The sequence below is a fragment of the Pseudomonas shahriarae genome (assembly GCF_014268455.2).
GTDB classification, from domain to species: domain Bacteria; phylum Pseudomonadota; class Gammaproteobacteria; order Pseudomonadales; family Pseudomonadaceae; genus Aquipseudomonas; species Aquipseudomonas shahriarae.
On record NZ_CP077085.1, the window covers coordinates 5,267,344 to 5,293,512 of the forward strand.

The 26,169-nt window shown below is 59.8% G+C and carries 26 protein-coding genes; 9 read left to right on the forward strand and 17 right to left on the reverse strand.

The annotated features are described in order from the left end of the window. Positions 1 to 5: 5 nt before the first annotated feature. The 5 genes from gatA to HU773_RS23545 all read left to right on the forward strand — a co-directional run bounded on the left by gatA (position 6) and on the right by HU773_RS23545 (position 4,894). A complete protein-coding gene (gatA, locus tag HU773_RS23525; protein WP_057438095.1) occupies positions 6 to 1,457 on the forward strand; it encodes an Asp-tRNA(Asn)/Glu-tRNA(Gln) amidotransferase subunit GatA in 1,452 nt (483 codons plus the stop codon). A gap of 10 nt (positions 1,458 to 1,467) precedes the next feature. Next, the gene (gene gatB, locus HU773_RS23530; protein WP_057438093.1) at positions 1,468 to 2,913 is read left to right on the forward strand and encodes an Asp-tRNA(Asn)/Glu-tRNA(Gln) amidotransferase subunit GatB; all 1,446 of its coding nucleotides are present in this window, start codon (positions 1,468 to 1,470) and stop codon (positions 2,911 to 2,913) included. Between the two features lie 120 nt (positions 2,914 to 3,033). Then, on the forward strand, positions 3,034 to 3,405 hold the full coding sequence (locus HU773_RS23535; protein ID WP_057438092.1) for a septal ring lytic transglycosylase RlpA family protein: 372 nt from the start codon (positions 3,034 to 3,036) through the stop codon (positions 3,403 to 3,405). Between the two features lie 50 nt (positions 3,406 to 3,455). Further along, positions 3,456 to 4,514, forward strand: a complete 1,059-nt coding sequence (locus HU773_RS23540; protein ID WP_115128998.1) for a calcium/sodium antiporter — start codon at positions 3,456 to 3,458, stop codon at positions 4,512 to 4,514. Continuing rightward, the gene (locus tag HU773_RS23545) at positions 4,511 to 4,894 is read left to right on the forward strand and encodes a carboxymuconolactone decarboxylase family protein (protein WP_057958446.1); all 384 of its coding nucleotides are present in this window, start codon (positions 4,511 to 4,513) and stop codon (positions 4,892 to 4,894) included. Before HU773_RS23540 ends, HU773_RS23545 begins: the two co-directional genes overlap by 4 nt. Positions 4,895 to 4,963: 69 nt before the next feature. Here HU773_RS23545 and HU773_RS23550 read toward each other — a convergent pair whose 3' ends face one another. The 5 genes from HU773_RS23550 to kdgD all read right to left on the reverse strand — a co-directional run bounded on the left by HU773_RS23550 (position 4,964) and on the right by kdgD (position 11,462). Next, a complete protein-coding gene (locus tag HU773_RS23550) occupies positions 4,964 to 5,905 on the reverse strand; it encodes an AEC family transporter (protein WP_057438376.1) in 942 nt (313 codons plus the stop codon). 111 nt (positions 5,906 to 6,016) lie between these two features. Further along, positions 6,017 to 7,570, reverse strand: coding sequence for a galactarate dehydratase (garD, locus tag HU773_RS23555; protein ID WP_186625290.1), 1,554 nt, complete (start codon positions 7,568 to 7,570; stop codon positions 6,017 to 6,019). Between the two features lie 12 nt (positions 7,571 to 7,582). Beyond that, positions 7,583 to 8,947: an MFS transporter gene (locus HU773_RS23560; protein ID WP_169959763.1), complete on the reverse strand. Its 1,365-nt coding sequence runs from the start codon at positions 8,945 to 8,947 to the stop codon at positions 7,583 to 7,585. Between the two features lie 103 nt (positions 8,948 to 9,050). Then, positions 9,051 to 10,496, reverse strand: a complete 1,446-nt coding sequence (locus HU773_RS23565) for an aldehyde dehydrogenase family protein (protein WP_057958440.1) — start codon at positions 10,494 to 10,496, stop codon at positions 9,051 to 9,053. Between the two features lie 54 nt (positions 10,497 to 10,550). Further along, entirely contained in the window at positions 10,551 to 11,462 is a 912-nt protein-coding gene (gene kdgD, locus HU773_RS23570) for a 5-dehydro-4-deoxyglucarate dehydratase (protein ID WP_057438078.1), read from the reverse strand. Positions 11,463 to 11,689: 227 nt separating this feature from the next. On the opposite strand from kdgD, the gene HU773_RS23575 reads away from it, so the two are divergent. Together HU773_RS23575 and HU773_RS23580 are read left to right on the forward strand one after the other, a co-directional pair. Beyond that, positions 11,690 to 12,847 carry a phospholipase gene (locus tag HU773_RS23575; protein ID WP_169959765.1) on the forward strand — a complete coding sequence of 386 codons (1,158 nt, stop codon included), beginning with the start codon at positions 11,690 to 11,692 and terminating at the stop codon, positions 12,845 to 12,847. 189 nt (positions 12,848 to 13,036) lie between these two features. Further along, positions 13,037 to 13,231 carry a hypothetical protein gene (locus HU773_RS23580; protein ID WP_128592800.1) on the forward strand — a complete coding sequence of 65 codons (195 nt, stop codon included), beginning with the start codon at positions 13,037 to 13,039 and terminating at the stop codon, positions 13,229 to 13,231. Positions 13,232 to 13,254: 23 nt separating this feature from the next. Here the strand turns inward: HU773_RS23580 and HU773_RS23585 are convergent, their stop codons facing one another. The 8 genes from HU773_RS23585 to rplM form a co-directional block, all read right to left on the reverse strand. Then, positions 13,255 to 14,004 (reverse strand): FadR/GntR family transcriptional regulator, encoded by a 750-nt coding sequence (locus HU773_RS23585; RefSeq protein WP_057958438.1) that lies wholly within the window; start codon positions 14,002 to 14,004, stop codon positions 13,255 to 13,257. Between the two features lie 158 nt (positions 14,005 to 14,162). After that, positions 14,163 to 14,576: a ClpXP protease specificity-enhancing factor gene (locus HU773_RS23590; protein ID WP_057438071.1), complete on the reverse strand. Its 414-nt coding sequence runs from the start codon at positions 14,574 to 14,576 to the stop codon at positions 14,163 to 14,165. A 17-nt stretch (positions 14,577 to 14,593) separates the two neighbouring features. Further along, a complete protein-coding gene (locus HU773_RS23595; protein WP_027604841.1) occupies positions 14,594 to 15,211 on the reverse strand; it encodes a glutathione S-transferase N-terminal domain-containing protein in 618 nt (205 codons plus the stop codon). A gap of 150 nt (positions 15,212 to 15,361) precedes the next feature. Next, a complete protein-coding gene (locus HU773_RS23600) occupies positions 15,362 to 16,141 on the reverse strand; it encodes a cytochrome c1 (RefSeq protein ID WP_120734147.1) in 780 nt (259 codons plus the stop codon). Beyond that, positions 16,141 to 17,352 carry a cytochrome b gene (locus tag HU773_RS23605; RefSeq protein WP_003188526.1) on the reverse strand — a complete coding sequence of 404 codons (1,212 nt, stop codon included), beginning with the start codon at positions 17,350 to 17,352 and terminating at the stop codon, positions 16,141 to 16,143. Before HU773_RS23605 ends, HU773_RS23600 begins: the two co-directional genes overlap by 1 nt. After that, positions 17,352 to 17,945 (reverse strand): ubiquinol-cytochrome c reductase iron-sulfur subunit, encoded by a 594-nt coding sequence (gene petA / locus HU773_RS23610; RefSeq protein WP_032860120.1) that lies wholly within the window; start codon positions 17,943 to 17,945, stop codon positions 17,352 to 17,354. Before petA ends, HU773_RS23605 begins: the two co-directional genes overlap by 1 nt. A 267-nt stretch (positions 17,946 to 18,212) precedes the next feature. Beyond that, positions 18,213 to 18,605, reverse strand: a complete 393-nt coding sequence (gene rpsI / locus HU773_RS23615; RefSeq protein WP_003171743.1) for a 30S ribosomal protein S9 — start codon at positions 18,603 to 18,605, stop codon at positions 18,213 to 18,215. Positions 18,606 to 18,619: 14 nt separating this feature from the next. Further along, the gene (rplM, locus tag HU773_RS23620) at positions 18,620 to 19,048 is read right to left on the reverse strand and encodes a 50S ribosomal protein L13 (protein WP_029291908.1); all 429 of its coding nucleotides are present in this window, start codon (positions 19,046 to 19,048) and stop codon (positions 18,620 to 18,622) included. A 248-nt stretch (positions 19,049 to 19,296) separates the two neighbouring features. Here rplM and HU773_RS23625 point away from each other — a divergent pair, with 248 nt between their 5' ends. Then, entirely contained in the window at positions 19,297 to 20,337 is a 1,041-nt protein-coding gene (locus HU773_RS23625) for an NADP(H)-dependent aldo-keto reductase (RefSeq protein WP_128592798.1), read from the forward strand. Positions 20,338 to 20,438: 101 nt separating this feature from the next. Here HU773_RS23625 and HU773_RS23630 read toward each other — a convergent pair whose 3' ends face one another. Next, on the reverse strand, positions 20,439 to 21,575 hold the full coding sequence (locus HU773_RS23630) for an acyl-CoA dehydrogenase family protein (RefSeq protein WP_120734148.1): 1,137 nt from the start codon (positions 21,573 to 21,575) through the stop codon (positions 20,439 to 20,441). 220 nt (positions 21,576 to 21,795) lie between these two features. Between HU773_RS23630 and HU773_RS23635 the strand changes: the two genes are divergently transcribed. Then, on the forward strand, positions 21,796 to 22,716 hold the full coding sequence (locus tag HU773_RS23635; RefSeq protein WP_169866093.1) for a GlxA family transcriptional regulator: 921 nt from the start codon (positions 21,796 to 21,798) through the stop codon (positions 22,714 to 22,716). 129 nt (positions 22,717 to 22,845) lie between these two features. On the opposite strand, the gene zapE is transcribed toward HU773_RS23635, so the two are convergent. From zapE to HU773_RS23650, 3 genes are all read right to left on the reverse strand, one after another. Then, positions 22,846 to 23,940 (reverse strand): cell division protein ZapE, encoded by a 1,095-nt coding sequence (gene zapE, locus HU773_RS23640; protein WP_057438065.1) that lies wholly within the window; start codon positions 23,938 to 23,940, stop codon positions 22,846 to 22,848. Between the two features lie 79 nt (positions 23,941 to 24,019). After that, the gene (locus HU773_RS23645; RefSeq protein ID WP_057438063.1) at positions 24,020 to 25,375 is read right to left on the reverse strand and encodes a tryptophan--tRNA ligase; all 1,356 of its coding nucleotides are present in this window, start codon (positions 25,373 to 25,375) and stop codon (positions 24,020 to 24,022) included. Positions 25,376 to 25,399: 24 nt separating this feature from the next. Further along, positions 25,400 to 26,029, reverse strand: coding sequence for an alpha/beta hydrolase (locus HU773_RS23650; RefSeq protein ID WP_057438061.1), 630 nt, complete (start codon positions 26,027 to 26,029; stop codon positions 25,400 to 25,402). Positions 26,030 to 26,169 lie beyond the last annotated feature (140 nt).

The following is a 26,169-nucleotide window of genomic DNA, read 5'->3' on the forward strand; positions in this document are numbered from 1 at the left end:
CTGCAATGCATCAATTGACTCTGGCCGAGATCGCCCGCGGTCTCGCCGACAAAAAGTTTTCTTCCGAAGAGCTGACCAAGGCCCTGCTGGCGCGTATCACCGCGCTGGACCCGAAGGTCAACAGCTTCATCAGCCTCACCGAAGAGCTGGCCCTTAGCCAGGCCAAGGCCGCTGACGCCCGTCGCGCCAACGGTGAAGGCGGCGCGCTGCTGGGTGCGCCAATCGGTCACAAGGACCTGTTCTGCACCCAGGGCATCCGCACCAGCTGCGGCTCGAAGATGCTCGATAACTTCAAGGCGCCCTACGATGCGACCGTGGTCGCCAAGCTGGCCGAAGCCGGGGCCGTGACCCTGGGCAAGACCAACATGGACGAATTCGCCATGGGCTCGGCCAACGAATCGAGCTACTACGGCGCGGTGAAAAACCCGTGGAACCTGGAGCACGTGCCCGGCGGTTCGTCCGGTGGTTCGGCTGCAGCCGTGGCCGCCCGCCTGCTTCCGGCCGCCACCGCCACCGATACCGGCGGCTCGATCCGCCAGCCTGCCGCGTTCACCAACCTCACCGGCCTGAAACCGACCTACGGTCGTGTTTCCCGCTGGGGCATGATTGCCTACGCGTCCAGCCTCGACCAGGGCGGCCCTTTGGCCCGCACTGCCGAAGACTGCGCAATATTGTTACAAGGCATGGCCGGGTTCGATGCGAAGGACTCCACCAGCATTGATGAACCGGTGCCGGACTACAGCGCCAGCCTCAATACCTCGATCCAAGGCCTGCGCATCGGCGTGCCGAAAGAGTATTTCAGCGCCGGCCTCGACCCGCGTATCGCCGAGCTGGTGCATAACAGCGTCAAGGAGCTGGAAAAGCTCGGCGCGGTGATCAAGGAAATCAGCCTGCCGAACAACCAGCACGCAATTCCGGCGTACTACGTGATCGCCCCGGCAGAGGCCTCGTCGAACCTGTCGCGCTTCGACGGCGTGCGTTTCGGCTACCGCTGTGAAGACCCGAAAGACCTCACCGACCTGTACAAGCGCTCCCGTGGCGAAGGTTTCGGCGTGGAAGTACAACGCCGGATCATGGTCGGTGCCTACGCCCTGTCGGCCGGTTACTACGACGCGTACTACCTCAAGGCGCAAAAGATCCGTCGCCTGATCAAGAACGACTTCATGGCAGCCTTTAATGAAGTCGACGTGATCCTCGGCCCAACCACGCCAAACCCGGCCTGGAAGATCGGCGCCAAGACCGGCGACCCGATCGCCGAATACCTGGAAGACCTGTACACCATCACCGCCAACCTCGCCGGCCTGCCGGGCTTGTCCATGCCTGCAGGCTTTGTCGACGGTTTGCCAGTGGGCGTGCAACTACTCGCCCCGTATTTCCAGGAAAGCCGCTTGCTCAATGTGGCGCACCAGTACCAGTTGCACACTGACTGGCACACTCGCACCCCAACCGGCTTCTGAGGAGAACACTATGCAATGGGAAGTTGTGATCGGGCTGGAGATTCATACCCAGCTCGCCACCCAATCGAAGATTTTCTCCGGTAGCGCCACCACGTTCGGCTCCGAGCCCAACACCCAGGCCAGCCTGGTAGACCTGGGCATGCCTGGCGTACTGCCAGTACTGAACCAGGAAGCCGTGCGCATGGCGGTGATGTTCGGCCTGGCGATTGACGCCGAGATCGGCCAGCACAACGTGTTTGCGCGCAAGAACTACTTCTACCCGGACCTGCCCAAGGGCTACCAGATCAGCCAGATGGAATTGCCGATCGTCGGCAAGGGCTACCTGGATATCCCTCTGGAAGACGGCACGATCAAACGCGTCGGCGTGACCCGTGCGCACCTGGAAGAAGATGCCGGCAAGAGCCTGCATGAAGAATTCAATGGCGCCACCGGCATCGACCTGAACCGCGCCGGCACGCCGCTGCTGGAGATCGTGTCCGAGCCGGACATGCGCAGTGCCAAGGAAGCCGTGGCCTACGTCAAGACCATCCACGCGCTGGTGCGCTACCTGGGCATCTGCGACGGCAACATGGCCGAAGGCTCCCTGCGTTGCGACTGCAACGTGTCGGTGCGGCCAAAAGGCCAGGTCGAGTACGGCACCCGCTGCGAGATCAAGAACGTCAACTCGTTCCGTTTCATCGAGAAGGCGATCAACACCGAAGTCCGTCGCCAGATCGAGCTGATCGAAGACGGCGGCAAAGTGATCCAGCAGACCCGCCTGTACGACCCGAACAAAGACGAAACCCGTGCCATGCGCAGCAAAGAGGAAGCCAACGACTACCGTTACTTCCCCGATCCGGACCTGTTGCCAGTGGTGCTCGAGGATTCGTTCCTCAATGACGTGCGCGCCACCCTGCCGGAATTGCCACCGCAAAAACGCGAGCGTTTCCAGGCGCAGTTCGGTCTGTCGGTGTATGACGCCAGCGTGCTGGCTTCGAGCCGCGAGCAAGCCGACTACTTCGAAAAAGTCGTGAGCATTGCCGGTGACGCCAAGCTGGCCGCCAACTGGGTCATGGTCGAACTGGGCAGCCTGTTGAACAAACAGGGCCTGGAAATCGACGAAGCCCCGGTCTCGGCCGAACAACTGGGCGGCATGTTGCTGCGCATCAAGGACAACACCATCTCCGGCAAAATCGCCAAGACCGTATTCGAGGCCATGGCCAGCGGTGAAGGCAACGCCGACGAGATCATCGAGAAGCGCGGCCTCAAGCAAGTCACCGACAGCGGCGCCATCTCGGCCGTGCTGGATGAAATGCTGGCGGCCAACGCCGAGCAGGTCGAGCAATACCGTGCGGCGGATGAAGCCAAGCGCGGCAAGATGTTCGGCTTCTTTGTGGGCCAGGCGATGAAAGCCTCCAAAGGCAAGGCCAACCCGCAACAGGTGAATGAATTGCTCAAGAGCAAGCTCGAAGGCTGATAGCAATGAATGGTCCGAGCGGGATTTTACTTGCGACTCGGACCCCATGTGGGAGCGGCGGTGCGACGACTCGAAGCGTCGCACCGCCGCTCCCACATTTGTAATGGGGATATTTTCATAATGAAGCGTCTACTCGGCCTCTGCGCCCTGTTCTCCCTGCTCACCGGCTGCGCCAGTGGCCTGATCGACCCCAACGGTTACGACGAAACCGGCACCGCGTCCTACTACGGCGCCAAGCACCACGGCAAGAAAACCGCCAGCGGTGAACCCTTCAACCAACACGCAATGACCGCTGCCCACCGACGCCTGCCATTCGGCACGCGGGTGCAGGTCACCAACCTGTCCAACGATAGATCCGTGGTGGTACGCATCAATGATCGCGGCCCACACATTCGTGGCCGACTGATTGATCTTTCACGCCAGGCCGCCGAGCAGTTGGGTATGCTGCGCAGCGGAACCGCGCGCGTGCGCGTACAAGCCCTGAGCAACTGACTGTCGGAGCCCTGACCATTTTCGGATTAAGCGCCCTCTCGCCCATCAGCCTGATTGAACTGATCAGCGGCCTGCTGCTGCTGATTGCCGGCGCCGAAATGCTGGTACGCGCCGCCGTGCGCCTGGCCGCCAGCCTCAAGGTCAGGCCGCTGATCATTGGTTTGAGCATCGTGGCCTTTGGCAGCAGCGCGCCGCAAATCGCCGTCAGTTTGCAGGCCACCCTGGCCGGTAATACCGATATTGCCGTAGGCAGTGTGATCGGCAGCAGCATCTTCAATATCCTCGTCACCCTGGGCCTGTCGGCGCTGATCATTCCCTTGCGCGTGTCGCGCCAACTGGTGCGCCTGGATATCCCGGTGATGATCGGCGCCAGCCTGCTGCTGTTTATTCTCGCCAGCGATGAGGCCCTGACCCCGCTTGACGGCCTGACCTTGCTGGTCGCCCTACTCGCCTACCTCGCCCTGTTGCTGTACCAGACCCGCCATTCGCGCCGCCCGCGGACCCGCGACACCGTGGTGCAGGCGCCGTGGCTGAGCAGTTTGCTGTGGATGATCGGTGGGCTCGTGCTGCTGGTGTTCGCCGGGCATCTGGTGCTGGGGGCGGCTGTGGAAGTGGCCGGCGACCTGGGCCTGTCCGAGCGGGTGATCGGCCTGACCATTGTTGCCGTCAGTACCTCCCTGCCGTGCCTCGCCACATCCCTGATCGCCGCCGTACGCGGCGAGCGGGAGATTGCGGTAGGCAACGTGATCGGCAGCAACCTGTTCAACCTGTTAGGGGTACTGGGCTTTACCGCGCTGGTGGCGCCGTCGCCCTTGTCGGTATCGCCCAATGCCCTGGATTTCGACCTGCCGGTAATGCTCGGCGTCGTGGTGTTGTGCTTGCCGGTGTTTTACACCGGCTACCGCATTACCCGCGCCGAAGGCTTGCTGCTGCTGGGGTTGTATCTGGCGTATGGGCTGCATGTGCTGTCGTTCACCACCGGCATGCCGCTGGCCAATAAACTCGAACAACTGATGCTGTACTACGTCCTGCCAGCGCTGGTGGCTTTCCTGTTGTTCACCTCGCTGCGAGCCTGGCGCCGCCAACACCACAAGAGGGAATCGCAATGACCGATCAACCGAAATCCGGCGAGCAAATGCGTCGCCAGGTCATGGGTGATGTGTTTGTCGACCGCGCGCTGGGCAATGCCACCGAATTCACCCAGCCACTGCAGGACTTCGTCAACGAACATGCCTGGGGCGGGGTGTGGAACCGTGAAGGCCTGCCACTGAAGACCCGCAGCCTGATTACACTCGCGGCATTGACCGCCTTGAAGTGCCCGCAGGAACTCAAGGGCCATGTGCGCGGCGCGCTGAATAATGGCTGTACTGTTGAAGAAATTCGCGAGGCGCTGCTGCATTGCGCGGTGTATGCCGGCGTGCCGGCGGCGATTGATGCGTTTCGGGCGGCGCAGGAAGTGATTGAGGCGTATCAGTCAGGCCCGCAGTGACTGTCAGATCGCTATCGCGGGCAAGCCCGCTCCCACAATTTTGATTGTGCACACCTTCACCAGAACATTTCAGATCCAGCCACCCGCCTGCAACACGAAGATCCCGATATTAGTGGTCACCGCCGCCATCAAGGTGGTGATCACAATGATCGCTGCCGCCAACTCATGGTTGCCCTGGGCCGCGCGAGCCATGACAAAACTGGCTGCAGCCGTCGGCGCGCCGAAATACAAAAACAGGATCCCCAGTTCCGGCCCGCGGAACCCGTACAGCCACGCGCCGGCAGTCGCCACCAGGGGCAGCCAGATCATCTTCATCAGGCTGGCGCTTAGGGCAATGCTGCCGCTTTTCCGCAGGGCCGCCATGGACAACGTGCCTCCGATGCAGATCAACGCCAATGGCAATGTGGTATCTGCCAGGTATTGCCCGGACTTTTCCAGCCAGCCGGGCAAGCCAATCTGGAAATACGCGAAGGGTGTGGCCGCAATCACGCTGATAATCAATGGATTGGCCAACACGCTTTTGCAGATGCTCCACGGATCGGACTTGATCACCGGACTGTAGACCGCCAGCACGATGGTCGACAGGGTGTTGTAGAACAGGATCACCAGGGCGGCGAGGATCGCGCCAAGGGAAATCCCGTAGTCGCCGTACATACTGGCCGCCAGGGCCAGGCCAATCACCCCGTTGTTACCACGAAATGCACCTTGGGCATAAATACCCCGGTCCTCACGCGGGCAACGGAAAATCGCCCATCCCCAGGCCAGGGCGAAGCCGACCAACGTCGCAACCGAGAAATAGATCAGCAGTTCCGGCTTGAGCGCCGAATGCAGGTCGGCGTGCAGAATCCCCAGAAACAGCAACGCCGGCATGGTGACGTTAAACACCAAGGCCGACGCAGTGTGGATAAAGTCGTCGTTGATCCAGTTGATGCGCTTGAGCAGGACGCCCAGGAACAGCATGGCAAACACCGGCGCGGTGATGGTCAGGGTTTGCAGGAAGATAGCCAGCATGCCAGGGAGAACCTTGGTGAGGGTCAGTAGGTGGCTAATCATAAAACATCCAGCACCATTGCGCCCGGCAGGTCGCCATCGCGAGCAAGCCCGCGATGATGCGACACGGTCTCAGGTGATCGGCGCCGGATTGAACAACGTAATGTCATTGTGCAATTTATGCCGCTCGGCCCAGGTCTGCTTCTTGCCACTGGCTACATCCAGGTAGAAGTGGAACAACTCCCAGCCCAGCTCCTCGATGGTCGCACGGCCGGTGGCGATGCGTCCGGCGTCGATATCGATCAGGTCTGGCCAGCGCTGGGCCAGTTCCGTGCGGGTCGAGACCTTCACCACCGGCGCCATCGCCAGCCCGTAAGGCGTGCCGCGACCGGTGGTGAAGACGTGCAGGTTCATCCCCGCCGCCAGTTGCAAGGTGCCGCAGACAAAATCGCTGGCCGGTGTCGCGCAAAAGATCAGGCCTTTGCCCTTGAAGCGCTCGCCCGACCCCAGTACGCCGTTGATCGCGCTGCTGCCGGATTTGACGATGGAGCCCAGGGACTTCTCGACAATGTTCGACAACCCGCCCTTCTTGTTGCCCGGCGTGGTGTTGGCGCTGCGGTCGGCCTCGCCCTTGGCCAGGTAGCGGTCGTACCAGTCCATTTCCCGTACCAGTTCCCGCGCAACGTCTTGGCTCTCGGCACGGGAGGTCAGCAGGTAAATGGCATCGCGCACTTCAGTGACTTCGGAAAACATCACCGTCGCCCCGGCCCGCAGCAATAAGTCCGAGGCGTAACCCAGCGCCGGGTTGGCGGTGATCCCGGAAAACGCGTCGCTGCCGCCGCATTGCATGCCGAGGATCAGCTCCGAGGCCGGTACGGTTTCCCGCCGGCGCAGGTCGAGTTTCTTCAGGCGGACTTCGGCCAGCGCCATGATCTGCTCGATCATTTCACTGAAGCCGTGGCTGGCGTCCTGCAGGCGGTACAGCCACGGCTCGCTGAGGTCCACCGAGCTGTCGTTGTCGTGCATCACTTGCCCGGCCTGCAATTTCTCGCAGCCCAGGCTAATCACCAGCGCTTCGCCCCCCAGGTTCGGGTTGCGCGCCAGGTTGCGCACAGTGCGGATCGGGATATAGGCGTCGGTGGCGGTAATGGCCACGCCACAGCCGTAGCTGTGGGTCAGTGCCACTACGTCATCGACATTCGGGTACTTGGGCAACAACTCGTCCTTGATGCGCTTGACCGCATGGTCCAGCACGCCGGTCACGCACTGCACAGTGGTGGTGATGCCTAGGATATTGCGCGTACCGACGGTGCCGTCGGCATTGCGATAGCCTTCGAAAGTAAAGCCTTCCAATGGCGCCTGGGCCTCGGGGACCTCGGTGGACAGCGGCAGGCTGTCCAGCGGCGGTGCGGTAGGCATGCGCAGTTGATCTTCCTGGACCCAACTGCCGCGCGGTATCGGCTGCAAGGCGTAACCGATGGTTTGGCCATAGCGAATGATCTGACCACCTTGCGGGATATCTTCCAGGGTCACCTTGTGGCTCTGGGGGATGAACTCCACGGTCACCAGGCCGTCCGGGAACTCGGTGCCCGCCGGCACGCCCTGGTCATTGACCACGATTACTACGTTGTCGCGCTCGTGCAGACGAATGGAGCGCGGCGAGTCGGCATGTTCAATCAACTGCATCACACGGCCCCTTCAGGATTGCACTTGGGAAAGGTTAGTCAACTCGGGGCCTTTGCTCGGTGGCTCGTTGAGCACCACGCGCTTGATCGGGCCGACGATCACCAGGTAGCTGAATACCGCCACCAGTGCATTGGCGCCAACGAACACCAGGGCCCACTTGAACGAACCGGTGGTGCTGATGATGTAGCCAATCACGATGGGCGTGGTGATGGAAGCCAGGTTGCCGAAGGTGTTGAACAAGCCGCCGCTGAGGCCGGCGATTTGTTTCGGCGAGGTGTCAGACACCACCGCCCAACCCAGTGCGCCAACGCCTTTGCCGAAGAAGGCCAGGGCCATAAAGCCGACCACCATCCATTCCACATCCACGTAGTTGCAGGCAATGATGCTACTGGAGACCAACAAACCGGCAATGATCGGCGCCTTGCGAGCGAAGGTCAGGGAGTGGCCCTTGCGCAACAGGTAATCGGAAATCACCCCGCCCAGCACGCCGCCGATAAAACCGCAGATCGCCGGCAACGAGGCGATAAAACCGGCCTTGAGGATGGTCATGCCACGGTCCTGCACCAGGTACACGGGGAACCAGGTGAGAAAGAAGTAGGTAATACCGTTGATGCAGTACTGGCCCAGGTAGACCCCGAGCATCATGCGGTTGGTCAGCAACTGGCGGATGTAATCCCACTTCGGCCCGTCGGTTTTCTTACCCTTGGCCTTGTCCTGATCCATATCGACCATCGCCCCGTTGGCAGCGATGTGGTTGAACTCGGCTTCGTTGATCAGCGGGTGCTGGCGCGGGCTGTAGATTACTTTCAGCCAGATCAGCGAGAACACGATGCCGATCACGCCCATCACGATAAACACGTGCTGCCAGCCGAAGCTGTAGACGATCCAGCCCATCAGCGGTGCAAACAACACGGTGGCGAAGTACTGCGCCGAGTTGAAGATCGCCGAAGCCGTACCGCGTTCGGCAGTGGGGAACCAGGCCGCGACAATCCGTGCGTTACCGGGGAAGGATGGCGCCTCTGCCAGGCCCACCAAGAATCGCAGCATAAACAGCGCCACCACGGCGGTGGAGACCCCGAACTCACCGACATAGCCTTGCAGCACGGTGAACAGCGACCAGGTGAAGATGCTCAGGGCATAGACTTTTTTCGAGCCGAAACGGTCGAGCAGCCAGCCGCCGGGGATTTGCCCGGCCACATAGGCCCAACCGAACGCAGAGAAGATATAACCGAGGGTGACCGCGTCGATGCCGAGGTCTTTTTGCAGGCTGGAACCTGCGATGGCGATGGTGGCGCGGTCGGCGTAGTTGATCGTGGTCACCAGGAACAGCATGAGCAAGATCAAATAACGGACGTGCGTCGGCTTGGTCGCTTGCATGTAGATGTACTCCCACTAATTATTTTTTTTGCGGGTAATGATTTTGGTGCTGCGCACTGCTTTTTTGTGGGAGCTGGATTGCCGGCTCCCACACGTATTGCGTTTACGAGCCGATGTAGCTGGTTTTCACCACGGTGTAGAACTCTTGCGCATAGCGACCTTGCTCACGCGAACCGTAGGATGAGCCCTTACGCCCACCAAAGGGAACGTGATAATCCACACCCGCCGTCGGCAGGTTGACCATCACCATCCCGGCCTGGGAGTGGCGCTTGAAGTGGTTGGCATACTTGAGCGAGGTGGTGGCAATGCCTGCCGACAAACCGAACTCGGTGTCGTTGGCCATGGCCAGTGCCGCTTCGTAGTCCGCCACGCGCACGACATTGGCCACCGGGCCGAAGATTTCTTCACGGCTGATGCGCATGGCGGCCTGGCTGTCGGCGAACAGAGTCGGCGCCAGGAAGTAACCTTCGGTGTCACACGTCACCAAACCACCACCGCTGACCAGCCGCGCACCCTCGCCCTGGCCGATGTCGATGTATTTCAGGTCCTGGTCCAGTTGGGCCTGGGACACCACCGGTCCGATATCGGTGCCGGCGTGCAGGGCATGGCCGACCTTGATCGACTGCATGCGCTCGGCCATGGCCGCGACGAACCGGTCGTGGATCCCCGCCGTGACGATAAAGCGGCTGGACGCCGTGCAACGCTGGCCAGTGGAGTAGAACGCGCTCTGCACCGACAACTCGACGGCCTGCTTGAGGTCGGCATCGTCGAGAATGATCTGCGGGTTTTTGCCGCCCATTTCCAACTGCACCTTGGCCTGGCGCGACACGCAACTGACTGCGATCTGTCGGCCCACGCCCACGGAGCCGGTAAAGCTGATGCCATCGACCTGCGGGCTGTTGACCAGCGCATCGCCGACGACGCGGCCGCTGCCCATCACCAGGTTGAACACGCCACTGGGGAAGCCGGCGCGGGAGATGATTTCGGCCAGGGCCCAGGCACAGCCGGGCACCAGGTCTGCCGGCTTGAGCACCACGCAGTTGCCGTAGGCCAGGGCCGGGGCGATTTTCCAGGCGGGGATGGCAATCGGGAAGTTCCACGGGGTAATCAGGCCCACCACACCCAAGGCTTCGCGGGTGACTTCGACATTGACCCCTGGGCGCACCGACGGCAGGTAATCACCGGACAGGCGCAGGCACTCGCCGGCAAAAAACTTGAAGATATTACCGGCACGGGTCACTTCGCCGATGGCTTCCGGAAGGGTCTTGCCCTCTTCGCGGGCCAGCAGCGTACCGAGTTCTTCACGGCGGGCGAGGATCTCGCTGCCGACTTTATCCAGGGCGTCATGCCGGGCCTGGATGCCGGAGGTCGACCACGCCGGGAACGCCGCGCGGGCCGCGTCGATGGCGGCGTTGACCTGGGCCAGGTCGGCCGTGGCGAAATCGCCGATGACATCCGAAAGATCCGACGGGTTGATATTGCTTGAGTAGTCCGCACCGGCCACCCATTGGCCGCCGATGTAGTTGTCAAAACGCTTGGCTTGGGACACGCCTCTTCTCCTTACGCAAAAAGCCGCTGATCACTCAGCGGCTTTATTAATGGGTTACTGCGCACCTTGCTTGTCGATCAGCGCGGCCAGGGCTTCGTATTCTTCTGGCAGCAGATCGGTCAGCGGGGTACGTACCGGGCCTGCGTCATAGCCGGCGATTTTTGCGCCCGCCTTGACGATGCTCACGGCATAGCCGGCCTTGCGGTTACGCAGGTCCAGGTAAGGCAGGAAGAAGTCGTCGATGATCTTGTTGACGGTGGCGTGATCTTCCCGGGCAATCGCGTGGTAGAAGTCCATCGCGGTCTTGGGAATAAAGTTGAAGACTGCCGAGGAGTACACCGGCACGCCCAGGGCCTTGTAGGCAGCGGCGTAAACCTCTGCAGTCGGCAAGCCGCCCAGGTAGCTGAAACGATCACCGAGACGACGGCGGATCGACACCATCAGCTCGATATCACCCAGGCCATCCTTGTAGCCGATCAGGTTCGGGCAACGTTCGGCCAGGCGCTCCAGCAGCGGCGCGGTCAGGCGGCAGACGTTGCGGTTGTAGACCACCACACCGATTTTTACCGACTTGCACACTGCCTCGACATGGGCGGCGACGCCGTCCTGGCTGGCTTCGGTCAGGTAGTGCGGCAACAGCAGCAGGCCCTTGGCTCCCAGGCGCTCGGCTTCCTGGGCGTACTCGATGGCCTGGCGGGTGGAGCCGCCGACACCGGCGAGGATCGGCACGCTGGTGGCGCAGGTATCAACGGCGGTTTTCACCACTTGGGCGTATTCACTGGCTGCCAGGGAGAAAAACTCACCGGTGCCGCCCGCCGCAAACAACGCAGAGGCGCCATACGGGGCCAGCCACTCCAGGCGCTTGATATAGCCCGCCGGGTGGAACTCACCCTGGGCATTGAAATCGGTGACCGGGAAAGACAGCAGACCGTGGGAGAGGATGGACTTCAGTTCTTGTGGATTCATTATTTGAACACCCTGGGCAAAGACGAAGACTGGAACGTTATTATTGATGTCGTACGTCATCGTACAACTATAAAAATGTTCGTCAACCTTCTTTTGTCGGCTTGCCGGTATTTCGAGGTCATTAGTAGCGAGCGCCTTGACGTAGGGAATTATTCCTCTATTCTCGCAATGACTGTATATGAATACAGTTATTAAGGAAGATTCCTACGACATAGCAAGGAGCTAACATGTCAGAACTTGAATCGGTCATTACCCGCAAAACCCTCCCCTCCCTGCGCTTTGAAGGCGGCGAGCACACCGCCATTGGCGATGACACCCAGCTGCGCTTCGTGCAGGGCGCGCCCTCTATTCCGGGCGCGCAAGTCAAGCTTCACCTACCCAACGGCCTGGCCCTGACCTATGGTCAGATCATCTCCCTGGGCGGTGACTTCTACGGAATTCCCGGCCAGCCCATCAGTGACGGTGCGTCACCCACCGAGCGTGTGCAGCGCTTCACCGCCGCGTTTAACTCGCTGGCGACTTTGCCGGCGTCACGGGAGGAAGCGGGCAAAATCCTCGCGGTCATGCAAAAAGAGATCAACGCAGTGAAGCAGGCCATTCAGGATGGCAAGCAACCCCATGAGGCCTACGACGCACTAGGAGATACGTTGTCTGAAGAGTGGAACCGTATCACCGGCGGCGGCAGCGTGGTTTCAGCCATGGTTCCCCTGGGGCGCTACTTGAAGCTGGCGGCCGATAATGCCGACCATTTCGGCGAGTGGGCGCTGTCTGCCTACCTGGCCGGGCATTCTGCCGCCCTGCAACAAGCGGTGGTGGCTCACCAAAGCGGCAGTAGCCAGCAATTGGAACTGGCTTACGCCATGAACAGCTTTGCTGATCACTTTTTGACCGACCTGTTTTCCGCAGGGCACCTGCGCGTCCCACGCAAACAACTGGCGGCCGTGGTGACACCGGGTGAACTGGGGTCGTTGATCAGCCGCTTTATGCACGATGAAGACAGCAAGTTCGGGCTCAATGTACGCAATGCCCTGGGCGATGAGTGGCATGCCTATGGCGACAAACGCTATTTCGATAGCAATGACGCCGCCAACCGCACTCAGGTCAAGCGTGCGGTACAGGCTTCGGCCGATGAGATCTTCGACGCGTACATCAGCGGTATCGCGCCCTCCCCGGCCACATTCAAGGCACCACTGCATGTGCCGGACTTGAACGCGGCGAACAATCCAGCGAATAACTTTTCGCCGCTGTTCAAGGCCGAGGGCGACAAGGTGTTGCGGCGCAAGGACGTCAACAACTTGAATGACAAGCAGTGGACCAATGATTGGTGGGGGTGGAGTACGTATCTGTTGCTTAAGGACTACAAGCCAAATAACCCGCTGCCTTGATGTAGCCACAGCGCCCCTGTGTACGGATGACTCGTATACAGGGGACCGTTCGTCGTCACTGTGAATTCTGACAGTATCAGCGATGTACCCGTCGCCCCTAGATTGAACGCCACCACCGGGCAACCTCAGCCGCAAGAGGTGCAGTCACCCTGGAGGCCCTTCAGTAATCGAGAAATAGCGAGGCATGCCATGGCTACTAGAAAATGCACGTTTACATCCAAATCCAATAAATTCAAAGCAGCGACGCAGAATATCGATGCTGTGGACCTACCCAATATCGGTGATACCGTTCAACTTGATGGTGATCCGCCTGAATTGATCATAGGCAAAAACTTCCAAATCAAAAATGGCGAAGTTAAGCAAATCGACTTTTTCCTGGCGTAAATGCCTCCCTAGCAATCACCGAATTACCCCCGCTGCGCCTGCGCTTCTTCATGAGCCTGGCGCAGCCGCTCTCGACTATTGGTCAAATGCAATCTCATCGCCGCCCGCGCCGCATCCGAATCCTGGCGGGCAATCGCCTCATAAATCTCTTCGTGCTCACGGCTCAGGCGGCTCATGTAGTGCTGCTGGTCGTCATGGGCCAGGCGCGCAGAATTCAGGCGGGTCCGTGGAATAATGCTGGTGCCCAGGTGGGTCATGATATCGGTGAAGTAACGGTTGCCGGTGGACAGGGCAATCTGCAAGTGGAACTGGAAGTCCGACGCTACCGCATCACTGGCGTGCGCTGCACTTTCATTCAGGGCATCGAGGGCCGCGCGCATCGCTGCCAACTGCTCGTCACTGCGACGCTGGGCCGCGAGACCAGCAGACTCCACTTCCAGGCTGATGCGCAATTCGAGAATCGCCAGTACATCACGCAGCGTGACCACGGTCGCCGGATCAATGCGGAACCCGCTGGGGCTCGGCGTATCCAGCACAAAGGTGCCGATGCCATGCCGGGTTTCCACCTGCCCGGCTGCCTGCAGCCGCGAGATCGCTTCGCGCACCACCGTGCGGCTGACCCCATGGGCTTCCATGATGGCTGACTCGGTGGGCAGTTTGTCGCCACGCTTGAGCTGGCCATCGCGGATCTGTTCGGACAACACCGTGACCAGTTCCTGGGCAAGGCTACGGCGCTTGCGGGGAAGACGCGGGGCTGTGCTGAGGTTTTCCATGGGCAGGCAACTATCTCGATGATTCAAAAGGGCATCATAGCCCAAGCGAGTTGTACGATCACCGCCCTGCATGATTTGCCCAAGGTTTATCGCGCGCAAAAAAATGCCCCAGCCTAAGCCGGGGCACTTTCAACACATGCCCGAAGGCGCATGTTTTGTCACTTCACCACTTTCAAGCTCGGCCGGCCGCTAGGGCGCGGTGGCTCGGAATCAGGTGGCGGCAGATCATCTTCTATTTCAATCGCTTCGTCGTCTTCAAGGGACGATTCCAGATCAAACACCATGCCCTGGCCATTCTCCCGGGCATAAATGCCCAGGATCGCGCCGATGGGCACATAGAGCGTATGGGGTACCCCACCAAAACGCCCTTCAAAGCTGACCGCTTCATTGTCCATGTGCAGTTGACGCACGGCACTGGGCGAAACGTTCAGGACAATCTGTCCGTCACTGGCAAAACCTTGTGGCACCTGCACCGCAGGAAACTCGGAATTGACCAGCATATGCGGGGTGCAATCGTTGTCCACAATCCACTCGTAGAGCGCGCGGACCAGGTAAGGTCGACTGGAGTTCATCAACGGCTCCTTAAGCCTTAGCGCATATCACGTTCGACGCCAGACAGACTTGCCTGGAAAGCCTCACGCGCAAACTGGCGCTCCATGTAATCAAGCAGCGGCTTGGCAGGCCGCGGCAGTTCAATGCCCAGAATCGGCAAACGCCAGAGTATGGGTAATAGGCAGCAATCCACCAGGCTTTGTTCCTCACTGAGGAAAAAAGGTTTGTCGGCGAACAATGGAGAAACGCCGGTCAGGCTCTCGCGCAATTCCTTACGCGCCTGCACACGGGCCGCTTCTTTGCTGCGTGTATCCAGAATCAGATCCACCAGCCCACACCAGTCACGCTGGATCCGATGGATCAGCAGGCGGCTGTTGGCACGCGCCACCGGATACACCGGCAGCAAAGGTGGATGGGGGTAACGCTCATCCAGATATTCCATCACCACGGTTGACTCCCACAACGCCAGGTCACGATCGACCAGGGTGGGCAAGCTGCCGTAAGGGTTCACTTCGATCAGTTTCGGCGGGTGACGTCCCACCTCCACACTGATGATCTCGGCGCTGACACCCTTCTCTGCGAGCACGATGCGTACTCGGTGGGAATAGTGGTCGGCGGGGTCGGAGTAACAGGCCAACCGGTTGGTCACGCCCATGGCGGTCCTCCTCGCTTGTTGAAATTATCGAAAGCTCAAAAACGAGCGCGCCCAGAAAGCATCTCCTGTAACACCTGGATCAACCAGAGCGTTACCCGTTCAGAGACGTCGCTGGGCGCGCAAGATTAACAGCAATTGCCTAAGGTTGGATCAATGCACATCCTTCCAGTATTCACGCTTGAGCAAATAAGCGAATACGAAGAAGAAAGCCAGGTACAGCAACACATAGGTACCGATGCGTTGATGCTCCAGTTTGACCGGGTTGGCGGAGTAAGCCAGGAAGGTCACCAGGTTCTTGACCTTCTCGTCGAACTGCTCCTCGTTCAGCGCGCCGCTCTTGGGCACGATGGTCAGTTGGTCACAGGCTTCGTGGGTCAACGGCGTGCCGGTCAGCGGGTCATATTGCTTCTTGCCGTTTTCCACGACTTGAACCTGCTTGCATCCGACCACCTGACGGCCTTGCAGGCCGACCAGCACGTTAGGCATACCCACGTTCGGGAAGACCTTGTTGTTCACGCCCCATGGGCGCGTAGGGTCTTCGTAGAACGATTTCAGGTAGCCATACAGCCAGTCGGTACCACGTACGCGTGCTACCAGGGTCAGGTCGGGCGGTGCAGCCCCGAACCAGGCCTTGGCGTCGGCCGGTTGCATGCCGATGTTCATGTGGTCGCCAATCTTGGCACCGGTGAACACCAGGTTCTTGAGCATCAGCTCATGAGGGATGCCCAGGTCATCGGCCACGCGCTCGTAACGCTGGAACTTGGCGCTGTGGCAGCCCATGCAGTAGTTGGCGAACGTACGGGCGCCGTCTTGCATGGCAGCCTTGTCAGAAACGTCAATGTCGACTTTTTCCAGTGCCACGCCAGACCCGGCCGCGAAGGACAGTGTCGGCAGGGCAGCAAGAATCAATGCAGCGAATAATTTTTTCATCAGCCAGTCACCCTTTCCGGAACCGGTTTTGTCTTCTCGAGCCGGGTGTAGAACGGCATCAGAATGAAGTAGGCGAAGTACAGGAAGGTGCAGACCTGCGACAGCAACGTCCGCTCAGGGGTCGGCGCCAGTACGCCCAGCACGCCCAGGATCACGAACGAGATGCAGAACACCCACAGCCAGATTTTGCTCAGCCAGCCCTTGTAGCGCATGGACTTGACCGGGCTACGGTCGAGCCAAGGCAACACGAACAGCACCGCAATGGCCGCACCCATGGCGATAACGCCCATGAGCTTGTCGGGGATCGCCCGCAAAATGGCGTAGAACGGCGTGAAGTACCAGACCGGGGCAATGTGTTCCGGGGTCTTGAATGCGTTCGCCTGTTCGAAGTTAGGCTTTTCGAGGAAATAGCCGCCCATTTCCGGGAAGAAGAACACAATCGAGCAGAAGACGAACAGGAACACCACCACGCCGACGATATCTTTCACGGTGTAGTAAGGGTGGAAAGGAATGCCGTCCAGCGGAATGCCGTTCTCGTCCTTGTGCTTCTTGATGTCCACGCCGTCCGGGTTGTTCGAACCCACTTCGTGCAGCGCCAGGATGTGCAGCACCACCAGACCGAGAATCACGATCGGCAAGGCCACCACATGCAAGGCAAAGAAGCGGTTCAGGGTGATGCCCGAAATCAGGTAGTCACCACGGATCCACTGGGTCAGGTCGTTGCCGATGACCGGGATCGCGCCAAACAGCGAGATGATCACCTGGGCACCCCAGTAGGACATCTGGCCCCAAGGCAGCAGGTAGCCCATGAAGGCCTCTGCCATCAGTGCCAGGTAGATCAGCATGCCAAACACCCACACCAGCTCACGCGGCTTCTGGTACGAGCCGTAGAGCAAGCCACGGAACATGTGCAGATAGACCACGATGAAGAACGCCGAAGCGCCAGTGGAGTGCAACAGACGCAGGATCGAGCCGTACTCGACGTCGCGCATGATGTATTCGACGGAGGCAAATGCTTCTTCCGCCGACGGGGTGTAGCTCATGGTCAGCCAGACACCGGTCACGATCTGATTGACCAGTACCAGCAATGCCAGGGAGCCAAAGAAATAGAAGAAGTTGAAGTTCTTCGGCGCGTAATACTTGCTGAGATGGTCTTCCCACATTTTGGTGGCGGGGAAGCGCGCATCCACCCAATCCATGAACTTGCTCATTACGCGCTCTCCTTATCGACACCAATGACAATAACGTCGTCAGATTCGTAGTTGTGCGGCGGAACCGGCAGGTTCAACGGAGCAGGCTGGGATTTGTAGACGCGACCGGCCAGGTCGTAGTGGGAACCGTGGCAAGGGCAGAAATAGCCGCCAACCCAGTCCTTGCCCAGATCCACAGGCGCGACTTCCGGGCGGAAGGTCGGCGAGCAGCCCAGGTGCGTGCAAAGACCGACCAGCAGCAGAATCTCTGGCTTGATCGAACGCGCTTCGTTTTGGGCGTAGGCGGGTTGTTCGGAATTCTTGGATTCGGGGTCAGACAACTGGCCCTCGATTTTCTTCAGATTCCCCAGGATTTCCTCGGTACGACGAACGATGAATACTGGCTGGCCGCGCCACTCAGCAATCATCTGCTGGCCTGGCTCGATCTTGCTGACATTCACCTTCACCGGTGCACCTGCGGCTTTCGCCTTGGCACTGGGAAACCATGACCCCACGAACGGGACCGCAGCCCCCACCGCTCCTGCAGCACCCACAACGGATGTGGCTGCTACCAAGAAGCGACGCCGGCCTGCATTCACGCCGTCATTGCTCATTCAGTCCTCTCCCATCAGCTTTTTGGCCTGTTAAATCAGGCGTCTACTAAGTATTAAATCTGAACTTATAAAAATTTTGCCGAATGGTAATGAAAAGCCCCACCTCTGACAAGGTAATTACCCGGAGCCTAAGCCCCAAGCCTTGTAGTATAGGGGGTCTACGGATGTGGCAAGTTGTCACACAGAAAAAACCTGCATAAAAAGCGGGCAATAAAAAACACCCAGCTCCGCGAGGAGGCTGGGCGTTTTTGTGGAACGTAAAGCGAATTAACGCTTCGAGTACTGCGGACGCTTACGCGCTTTACGCAGACCGACTTTCTTACGTTCAACTTCACGGGCATCGCGAGTCACGAAGCCAGCTTTGCGCAGAGCGCCGCGCAGGGTTTCGTCGTACTGCATCAGAGCGCGAGTGATACCGTGGCGGATTGCGCCAGCTTGACCACTTACACCGCCACCGATAACGGTGACGTAGATGTCGAACTTTTCAACGGTCTCGGTCAGTTCCAGCGGCTGACGAACTACCATGCGGGCAGTTTCGCGGCCGAAGAAGTTGTCCAGAGTGCGGTTGTTGATCGAGATGTTACCAGTGCCCGGACGCAGGAAAACGCGTGCGGTTGCGGTTTTGCGACGGCCAGTGCCGTAATTTTGAGTCGCCGACATAATGAACTATTCCGTTAAAACTTCAGTTCTTGGGGCTGCTGAGCAGCATGAGGGTGAGCAGCGCCCGCATAGACTTTCAGCTTGCGATACATGTCGCGACCCAGTGGGCCCTTCGGCAGCATACCTTTAACCGCGATCTCGATCGGGGCTTCAGGCTTCTTGGCAATCAGGCCTTCGAAGTTCGAAGACTTGATACCGCCTGGGAAACCGGAGTGACGGTAGTACATTTTGTCGCTTGCTTTGTTGCCGGTTACACGAACCTGCTCAGCGTTGATGATTACGATGTAGTCACCGGTATCAACGTGAGGGGTGTACTCAGGCTTGTGCTTGCCACGCAGACGGCTGGCGACTTCAGTGGCCAGACGACCCAGGGTCTGACCAGCGGCGTCGACGACAAACCAGTCGCGCTGAACTGTTTCCGGTTTTGCAGTAAAAGTTGTCATTCTTTAATAGCCTCAGGGGCCGCCCTGTAAATTAGACGGCGGATCTTACTGAATAGTGCGTACTTTGACAAGTCAAAGGCAGCCGGATACAGACGCTATCGGGGGCTCGGGTCAGCGCGTCCGTTCAACGGCAAGATTCTTCGGCAGGCGGCGCATCACTTCCACTGCAGAAAGAGGTGGGCAATTATGCAGATTGCGAAAAAAAATTCAACCTGCTTTTATGATTGTTTTCCCCGAAGGAGCACCCGATGGATTATCGACAGCTGGGCCGGACCGATCTGAACGTGAGCGCGATCTGCCTCGGGACCATGACCTGGGGCGAGCAAAACACCGAGGCAGAGGCCTTCGCCCAGATTGAAAGAGCCAAAGGTGCGGGGATCAACTTCCTCGATACCGCAGAAATGTACCCGGTCCCCCCCAAGGCTGACACCTACGCCACCACCGAACGCTACATCGGCAACTACTTCAAGAGTCGGGGTGACCGCGCCGACTGGATCCTCGCCAGCAAGATCGCCGGCCCCGGCAACACCATCGACTACATCCGCGACGGCCAGCTCAAGCACAACCGCAAGCACATCGTCGACGCCCTGGACGCCAGCCTCAAGCGCCTGCAGACCGACTGGATCGACCTGTACCAACTGCACTGGCCGGAACGCAGCACCAACTTCTTCGGCCAACTGAGCTACAAGCACCAGGAAGAGCCCGACCTCACACCGCTGGAAGAAACCCTCGAAGCCCTCGACGAGCAGGTCAGGGCCGGCAAGATCCGCCATATCGGCCTGTCCAATGAAACGCCGTGGGGCACCATGAAGTTCCTGGCCCTGGCCGAGGCCCGTGGCTGGACCCGCGCGGTGTCGATTCAGAACCCCTACAACCTGCTCAACCGCAGCTTTGAAGTGGGCCTGGCAGAAGTCGCCATCCGTGAGCAATGTGGCTTGCTGGCATATTCGCCACTGGCATTCGGCATGCTCAGCGGCAAGTACGAAGGCGGCGCACGGCCGGCCAAGGGTCGCTTGAGCCTCTACAGCCGCTTCAGCCGCTACTTCAACCCGCAATCGGAAGCCGCGTGCAGCCGCTATGTGGCCCTGGCCCGCGAGCACGGCCTGGACCCGGCGCAGATGGCCCTGGCGTTTGTCACGCAGCAGCCGTTTGTGACCAGCAATATCATAGGCGCGACGACGCTTGCGCAGTTGGACAGCAATATCGCCAGTGCTGATCTGAAACTGTCGAAAGAGGTGTTGGAAGGGATCGAGGCGATTCAGAAGGATCACCCGAATCCTGCGCCTTGATTGACCTTCAGGCCGCCATCGCAGGCAAGCCAGCGCCCGCATTTGCTCGGTAATGTGGGCGCTGGCTTGCCTGCGATGGGGCCCTCAACAGCACCAGAGATTCAAAGCGCCCGCGCAATGATCTCCTTCATGATCTCATTGGTCCCCGCATAAATGCGCTGTACCCGCGCATCCGCCCAGGCCCGGGCAATCGGGTATTCCCACATGTAACCGTAGCCGCCGTGCAACTGCACACACTCATCGAGCACCTTGCATTGCAGGTCAGTGGTCCAGTATTTGGCCATCGCCGCCGTCGGCACATCCAGCTTGCCTTGCAGGTGCTGTTCCAGGCACTTGTCGACAAACACCCGACCAATCTGCACCTCGGTCGCAATCTCCGCCAGCTTGAAGCGGGTGTTCTGGAAGTCGGCAATCGCCTTGCCGAACGCCTTGCGCTCGCGGGTGTAGTCCAGGGTCCATTGCAGCGCCGCCTCGGCCGACGCCAGGGCGCCGATCGCCACGGTCAGGCGCTCCTGGGGCAGCTCCTGCATCAGGTAGGCAAAGCCCATCCCCGCCTGGCCCAGCAGGTTCTCCTTGGGCACCCGCACGTCCTGGAAGAACAGCTCGGAGGTGTCCTGAGCCTTCATCCCGACCTTTTCCAGGCGCTTGCCCTTGTCGAAGCCCGGCGTATTGGCCTCGACCAGGAACAGACTGGTGCCCTTGGCGCCGGCCTTGGGATCGGTCTTGGCCACCACAATCACCAGGTCCGCCAGGAAGCCATTGGTAATAAACGTCTTGGAGCCGTTGATTACATACTCATCGCCGTCCAGCACGGCAGTGGTCTTGACCCCCTGCAGGTCCGACCCGGCACCCGGCTCGGTCATGGCAATGGCCGTGACCATCTCCCCGGAAACGAGCTTGGGCAGGTACTTGTGCTTCAGCGCCTCGCTGCCGTAGTGCAGGATATACGGCGCAACAATGTCCGAATGCAGGGAGAAGCCAATCCCGGTCAGCCCCAGGCGGCCGATCTCTTCGATCACCACGGTGCTGTAGATAAAGTCCGCGCCCAGGCCGCCATATTCTTCCGGCAGGTGCGAGCACAGCATCCCCGCCTCCCCCGCCTTGCTCCACAGGGCGCGATCAATATGGCCCTGCTTTTCCCATTGCGCATGGTACGGCACCGCGTCTTTTTCGAGGAAGGTGCGCACGCTCTGGCGGAAGAGTTCGTGCTCGGAGCTGAACAAGGTTCTGGGAATCATGAGTCACCTGCGTCGATTGTCGGACAAAAACAAGATCACAGAGCCTAAGCTGCACGGACGTCACAGGACACTGGACACATGCGACAAAAAATAAGACGATCCAGCCGTTAGTTGACCACTTTCCCCTATAAGAATAATCGAAATTATGTCTAACCTCGTCTCCACGCCCTTGCGGCGCGTCAGCATTTTGGCCATTGACCGGGTGTTTGCTTCCACCCTCATGCAAGCCAAGGATTTCTTCCACCTCGCCAGCCTGCGTTACGGCAAACAGCAGGGCCTGGGCCTCACGCCGGCCTTTGAAACCCGCCTGGTAAGCCCCGATGGGCAATCGGTGTGCAGCTTCAGCGATGTGATCATGCCGGTCGACGGCGGCCTGGAAAACGCCGATATCATTGTGCTGCCGGCCTTCTGGGATGACTTCGACGCCCTGAGCAAACGCTACCCACAGATCCTGCCCTGGCTGCGCGAGCAACATGCGCGCGGGGCGGTGTTATGCGGTGAGGCCACCGGGGTGTTCTGGCTCGCCGAAGCCGGCCTGCTTGATGGCAAGGAGGCGACCACCTACTGGCGCTTCTTCAACGCCTTCAGCGAACGCTTCCCCAAGGTCCAGCTCAATCAGGACAAGCACCTGACTGACGCCGACAACCTGTACTGCGCCGGGGGCACCACGTCGGCCTGCGATCTCTACATCTATCTGATCGAGCGCTTCTGCGGCGCCAACATCGCCCAGGCCGTGGCCCGCGACATCCTTTACGAAGTGCAGCGCAGCTACGCGCCGGGACGCATCGGTTTTGGTGGGCAGAAGCTGCACCAGGATGTGATCATCCTGCAGATCCAGCATTGGCTCGAAGAGCACTTCGCCGACAAGTTCCGCTTTGAAGACGTGGCCCGAGAACACGGCATGAGCATCCGCAACTTTATGCGGCGCTTCCAGACCGCTACCGGCGACAAGCCGCTGCACTACCTGCAACGCCTGCGCATCGAGACAGCCAAGGGGTTGTTGTCGGGCAGCCGCAAGAGCATCAAGACCATCAGCTATGAGGTGGGTTACGACGATGCGAGCTTTTTTGCGCGGCTGTTCAGGCAGCACACGGAACTGTCGCCGAACCAGTATCGCCAGCAGTTCCAGCAGGCCGCCTAACTAAAGCCGGGCACAATCAAATGTGGGAGCGGGCTTGCTCGCGAATGCGGTGTGTCAGTTAACGAATAAGTCGACTGATACGCCGCATTCGCGAGCAAGCCCGCTCCCACATTTTGGTTCGGTGTTTGCCTAAGGCTTGTGCGCCCGCGCCAGGAACTCGTGGGACTGCATTTCCAGCAAGCGGCTCAAGGTCCGTTGGAACTCGAAGTTCAAGCGACCGCCGGTGTAGAGGTCCTTGAGTTCGACTTCAGCCGAGATGATCAGCTTGACGTTACGGTCGTAGAATTCATCGACCATGTTGATAAAGCGCCGGGCGATGTCGTCGGTAGTGACGCTCATTTGCTCGACACCGCTCAAGATCACGGCATGGAAGATCTTGCCCAGTTCGATGTAGTCGTTCTGGCTGCGGGGGCCGTCGCACAGCTCGCGGAAGTCGAACCAGGCCACGTCGTCACAGGTGCGCAGGGCAATGATCTGGCGATTCTCGATCATCAACTTATCGTTTTCCACCGCCTGGGTGCATTCCGGCGTCAACGCACGGAAGCTCTTGCGCAGGCTTTCGTGGGCCGCTTCGTCGAGGGGGAAGTGGAACAACTCGGCTTGCTCGAGGTGCCGCAGGCGGTAATCGACGCCGCTGTCGACGTTGACGATATCGGTGTGCTGCTTGATCAGAGCGATGGCCGGCAGGAAACGCGCACGCTGCAGGCCGTCCTTGTACAGGCCGTCAGGCACGATGTTCGAGGTGGCGACCAGGGTCACGCCGTTCTTGAACAACTCTTCCATCAGGGTGCCGAGAATCATCGCATCGGTGATATCGGACACGAAGAACTCATCGAAACAGATAACCCGCGCTTCCTGGGAGAAACGCTTGGCGATGATGGTCAGCGGGTTTTTCTCGCCGTGCAGGGTCTTCATCTCTTCGTGCACGCGCTTCATGAAGCGGTGGAAGTGAGTGCGCGACTTCTCCTTGAACGGCAGCGCTTCGAAGAAGGTGTCGACCAGGTAAGTCTTGCCGCGACCCACACCGCCCCAGAAGTACAAGCCTTTGACCGGCGTCTGGTCTTTCTTGCCAAACAGCTTGCTGAGCATCCCCGGCTTGCTCTGGGAAGAGGCGACCAGGTCTTCGTACAGGCGCTGCAAGTGACGCACCGCCGTTTCCTGGGCAGCATCATGGAAGAAGTCGGGGCGCTTCAGATCAGCTTGATATCGTTCTAGGGGCGTCATAATTTCGTTAGCAAGGCAACAAAAACGGGCCGTCACTGTAACGACGGCCCCGGATAATGGCAATCAACCCTTGGTCGGGTCAGTCTTCGATTGGCGTCAATGCTACGCGCACGGCTTCGATGGCGGCATCCCGCGCAGCGCTATCGGCGAAGGCCGGGCTGTCGGCGATACACGCGCCGTCGAGCCACACCGTAAAGCCCAGGGCCTCACTGCGCACATCCAGCGCCTGGCCGGACTGCAACTGCTTGGTGACAGCGCCGGCCGCCTTGCCATCGGCAAAGTTGCGCGACAACAACAGCTGCTCGCCGTCAGCCGCCAGCAGGCGGAAGCGGAAGCTGCCGTCGTCTTCACGGAAGCTGACAAACCGCGCGGCCTTGACTGCCTTCTTCTTGGTGCTGGCAGCCTCGCTGGCCTGGTTGACGAACGAGCGCAGGCCCACGGCTTCCCGCAGCTCCTGCAGGAATGGACCGGCGACGGCACGGGCCTTCTTGGCGCCGACCAGCAGCAGGTCTTCCATGTCCGAAGGGCGCGCCATCAATTGATGGTAGCGCTCGCGGGCTTCGCCCAACTGGCCGTCCAGCAGTTGGAACAGGCGGTTTTTCGCCTCGCCCCAGCCCAGGCCGTCGAGCAGTTCGCTGCGCAGTTGCTGTTCCTGTTCAGGGGTGGCGAACGCCTGGTACAAGGTGAACAGGTGCGAGTTATCCGGATCCTTGGCCTCACCCGGCGCGCGGGAGTCGGTGACGATTCGCGAGATCGCGTCCTTCATGTCCTTGGCGGTGGTGAACAACGGAATGGTGTTGTCGTAGCTCTTCGACATCTTGCGCCCATCCAGGCCCGGCAAGGTGGCGACACCTTCTTCAATCACTGCCTCGGGCATGGTGAAGAACTCTTTGCCCTTGCCGAACAGGTGGTTGAAACGCTGGCCGATATCACGGGCCATTTCCACGTGCTGGATCTGGTCGCGGCCGACCGGGACCTTATGGGCATTGAACATCAGGATGTCCGCCGCCATCAGCACCGGATAGCTGTACAGGCCCATGCTGATCCCGGCATCCGGGTCTTCGCCGTTTTCCAGGTTCTTGTCCACCGAGGCCTTGTAGGCGTGGGCACGGTTGAGCAGGCCCTTGGCCGCGACGCAAGTCAGCAGCCAGGTCAGCTCGGGAATTTCCGGGATATCGGACTGACGGTAGAAGGTCACCCGGTTCACATCCAGGCCACCGGCCAGCCAGGTCGCGGCGATTTCCATACGCGAGCGCTGGATGCGCTGCGGGTCATCGCACTTGATCAGGGCGTGGTAGTCGGCCAGGAAGTAGAACGAATCGGCATTGGCATCCTGGCTGGCGAGGATCGCCGGGCGGATGGCACCGGCGTAGTTGCCCAGGTGCGGGGTGCCGGTGGTGGTGATGCCGGTGAGGATACGGGTACGAGTCGTCATGGGTAATCGCTTATCAGACTGCTATCAATTCGAAAGGCGCGGCAGCACCAGATCCTTGAGATCGGTGAGCTTGCCATGAAAAAAGTGCCCGCATTCTGCCACTTTCAGCAGCTCATGGGGGCGTTTGAGGGCGGCAGACCAGTCGTAGACCTGCTGCGGGTCGACCACTTCGTCGGTTTCCGGCTGGATCACGGTCAGCGGGCAGCCCTGTGGAAGCGGGTCCTCGTCACGCAAACGCATGACGGCCGCAGCCACCATAAACAGGTGCGCGAGTTTTTCGCCCTTGGCTTCCAGGCGCCCGCCGAGACTGGCGGCAACAAATCCACCGAACGAGAAACCCAGCAAGGTGATGGGCAGGTCCGGGTGTTTTTCACGCAGCCAGCTTACGGCGGCTTCGGCATCGTCCACTTCACCTGTGGCCATATCATGGCTACCAGCGCTGGCACCGACGCCACGGTAATTGAAACGCAAAGTAATCAAACCGGCATCGCGGGCGGTACGTTGCAGGGTCGAGACGACTTTATTGAGCATGGTCCCACCCTGCACCGGGTTAGGGTGGCAGATCAGCGCCAGGCCACGTGGCTCGGGGTGATCGAGGTACAAGGCTTCCAATTGGCCTACCGGGCCATCAATCAAAACAGGGGTTTCACGCATGAGCAAGGAATGAACTCCGTGACCTCTCAAGGGGTCGACTCGTCTAGCTAAAAGTCTGTGCATGGCATCATTGCGAGCTTAATCGCGGTATACAGCGCAGGTCCGAGCCGTTAACGTAAAGCAAAGCCGTTTATAGAGGA

Bases quoted from the DNA above. Each gene is read 5' to 3' on its own strand.
- gatA (WP_057438095.1), top strand. From the start codon at position 6: ATGCATCAATTGACTCTGGCCGAGATCGCCCGCGGTCTCGCCGACAAA.
- gatB (WP_057438093.1), top strand. From the start codon at position 1,468: ATGCAATGGGAAGTTGTGATCGGGCTGGAGATTCATACCCAGCTCGCC.
- HU773_RS23535 (WP_057438092.1), top strand. From the start codon at position 3,034: ATGAAGCGTCTACTCGGCCTCTGCGCCCTGTTCTCCCTGCTCACCGGC.
- HU773_RS23545 (WP_057958446.1), top strand. From the start codon at position 4,511: ATGACCGATCAACCGAAATCCGGCGAGCAAATGCGTCGCCAGGTCATG.
- HU773_RS23550 (WP_057438376.1), bottom strand. From the start codon at position 5,905: ATGCTGGCTATCTTCCTGCAAACCCTGACCATCACCGCGCCGGTGTTT.
- garD (WP_186625290.1), bottom strand. From the start codon at position 7,570: ATGCAGTTGATTGAACATGCCGACTCGCCGCGCTCCATTCGTCTGCAC.
- HU773_RS23560 (WP_169959763.1), bottom strand. From the start codon at position 8,947: ATGCAAGCGACCAAGCCGACGCACGTCCGTTATTTGATCTTGCTCATG.
- kdgD (WP_057438078.1), bottom strand. From the start codon at position 11,462: ATGAATCCACAAGAACTGAAGTCCATCCTCTCCCACGGTCTGCTGTCT.
- HU773_RS23575 (WP_169959765.1), top strand. From the start codon at position 11,690: ATGTCAGAACTTGAATCGGTCATTACCCGCAAAACCCTCCCCTCCCTG.
- HU773_RS23580 (WP_128592800.1), top strand. From the start codon at position 13,037: ATGGCTACTAGAAAATGCACGTTTACATCCAAATCCAATAAATTCAAA.
- HU773_RS23585 (WP_057958438.1), bottom strand. From the start codon at position 14,004: ATGGAAAACCTCAGCACAGCCCCGCGTCTTCCCCGCAAGCGCCGTAGC.
- HU773_RS23590 (WP_057438071.1), bottom strand. From the start codon at position 14,576: ATGAACTCCAGTCGACCTTACCTGGTCCGCGCGCTCTACGAGTGGATT.
- HU773_RS23595 (WP_027604841.1), bottom strand. From the start codon at position 15,211: ATGGGCGTGACCAACCGGTTGGCCTGTTACTCCGACCCCGCCGACCAC.
- HU773_RS23600 (WP_120734147.1), bottom strand. From the start codon at position 16,141: ATGAAAAAATTATTCGCTGCATTGATTCTTGCTGCCCTGCCGACACTG.
- HU773_RS23605 (WP_003188526.1), bottom strand. From the start codon at position 17,352: ATGAGCAAGTTCATGGATTGGGTGGATGCGCGCTTCCCCGCCACCAAA.
- petA (WP_032860120.1), bottom strand. From the start codon at position 17,945: ATGAGCAATGACGGCGTGAATGCAGGCCGGCGTCGCTTCTTGGTAGCA.
- rpsI (WP_003171743.1), bottom strand. From the start codon at position 18,605: ATGTCGGCGACTCAAAATTACGGCACTGGCCGTCGCAAAACCGCAACC.
- rplM (WP_029291908.1), bottom strand. From the start codon at position 19,048: ATGACAACTTTTACTGCAAAACCGGAAACAGTTCAGCGCGACTGGTTT.
- HU773_RS23625 (WP_128592798.1), top strand. From the start codon at position 19,297: ATGGATTATCGACAGCTGGGCCGGACCGATCTGAACGTGAGCGCGATC.
- HU773_RS23630 (WP_120734148.1), bottom strand. From the start codon at position 21,575: ATGATTCCCAGAACCTTGTTCAGCTCCGAGCACGAACTCTTCCGCCAG.
- HU773_RS23635 (WP_169866093.1), top strand. From the start codon at position 21,796: ATGCAAGCCAAGGATTTCTTCCACCTCGCCAGCCTGCGTTACGGCAAA.
- zapE (WP_057438065.1), bottom strand. From the start codon at position 23,940: ATGACGCCCCTAGAACGATATCAAGCTGATCTGAAGCGCCCCGACTTC.
- HU773_RS23645 (WP_057438063.1), bottom strand. From the start codon at position 25,375: ATGACGACTCGTACCCGTATCCTCACCGGCATCACCACCACCGGCACC.
- HU773_RS23650 (WP_057438061.1), bottom strand. From the start codon at position 26,029: ATGCGTGAAACCCCTGTTTTGATTGATGGCCCGGTAGGCCAATTGGAA.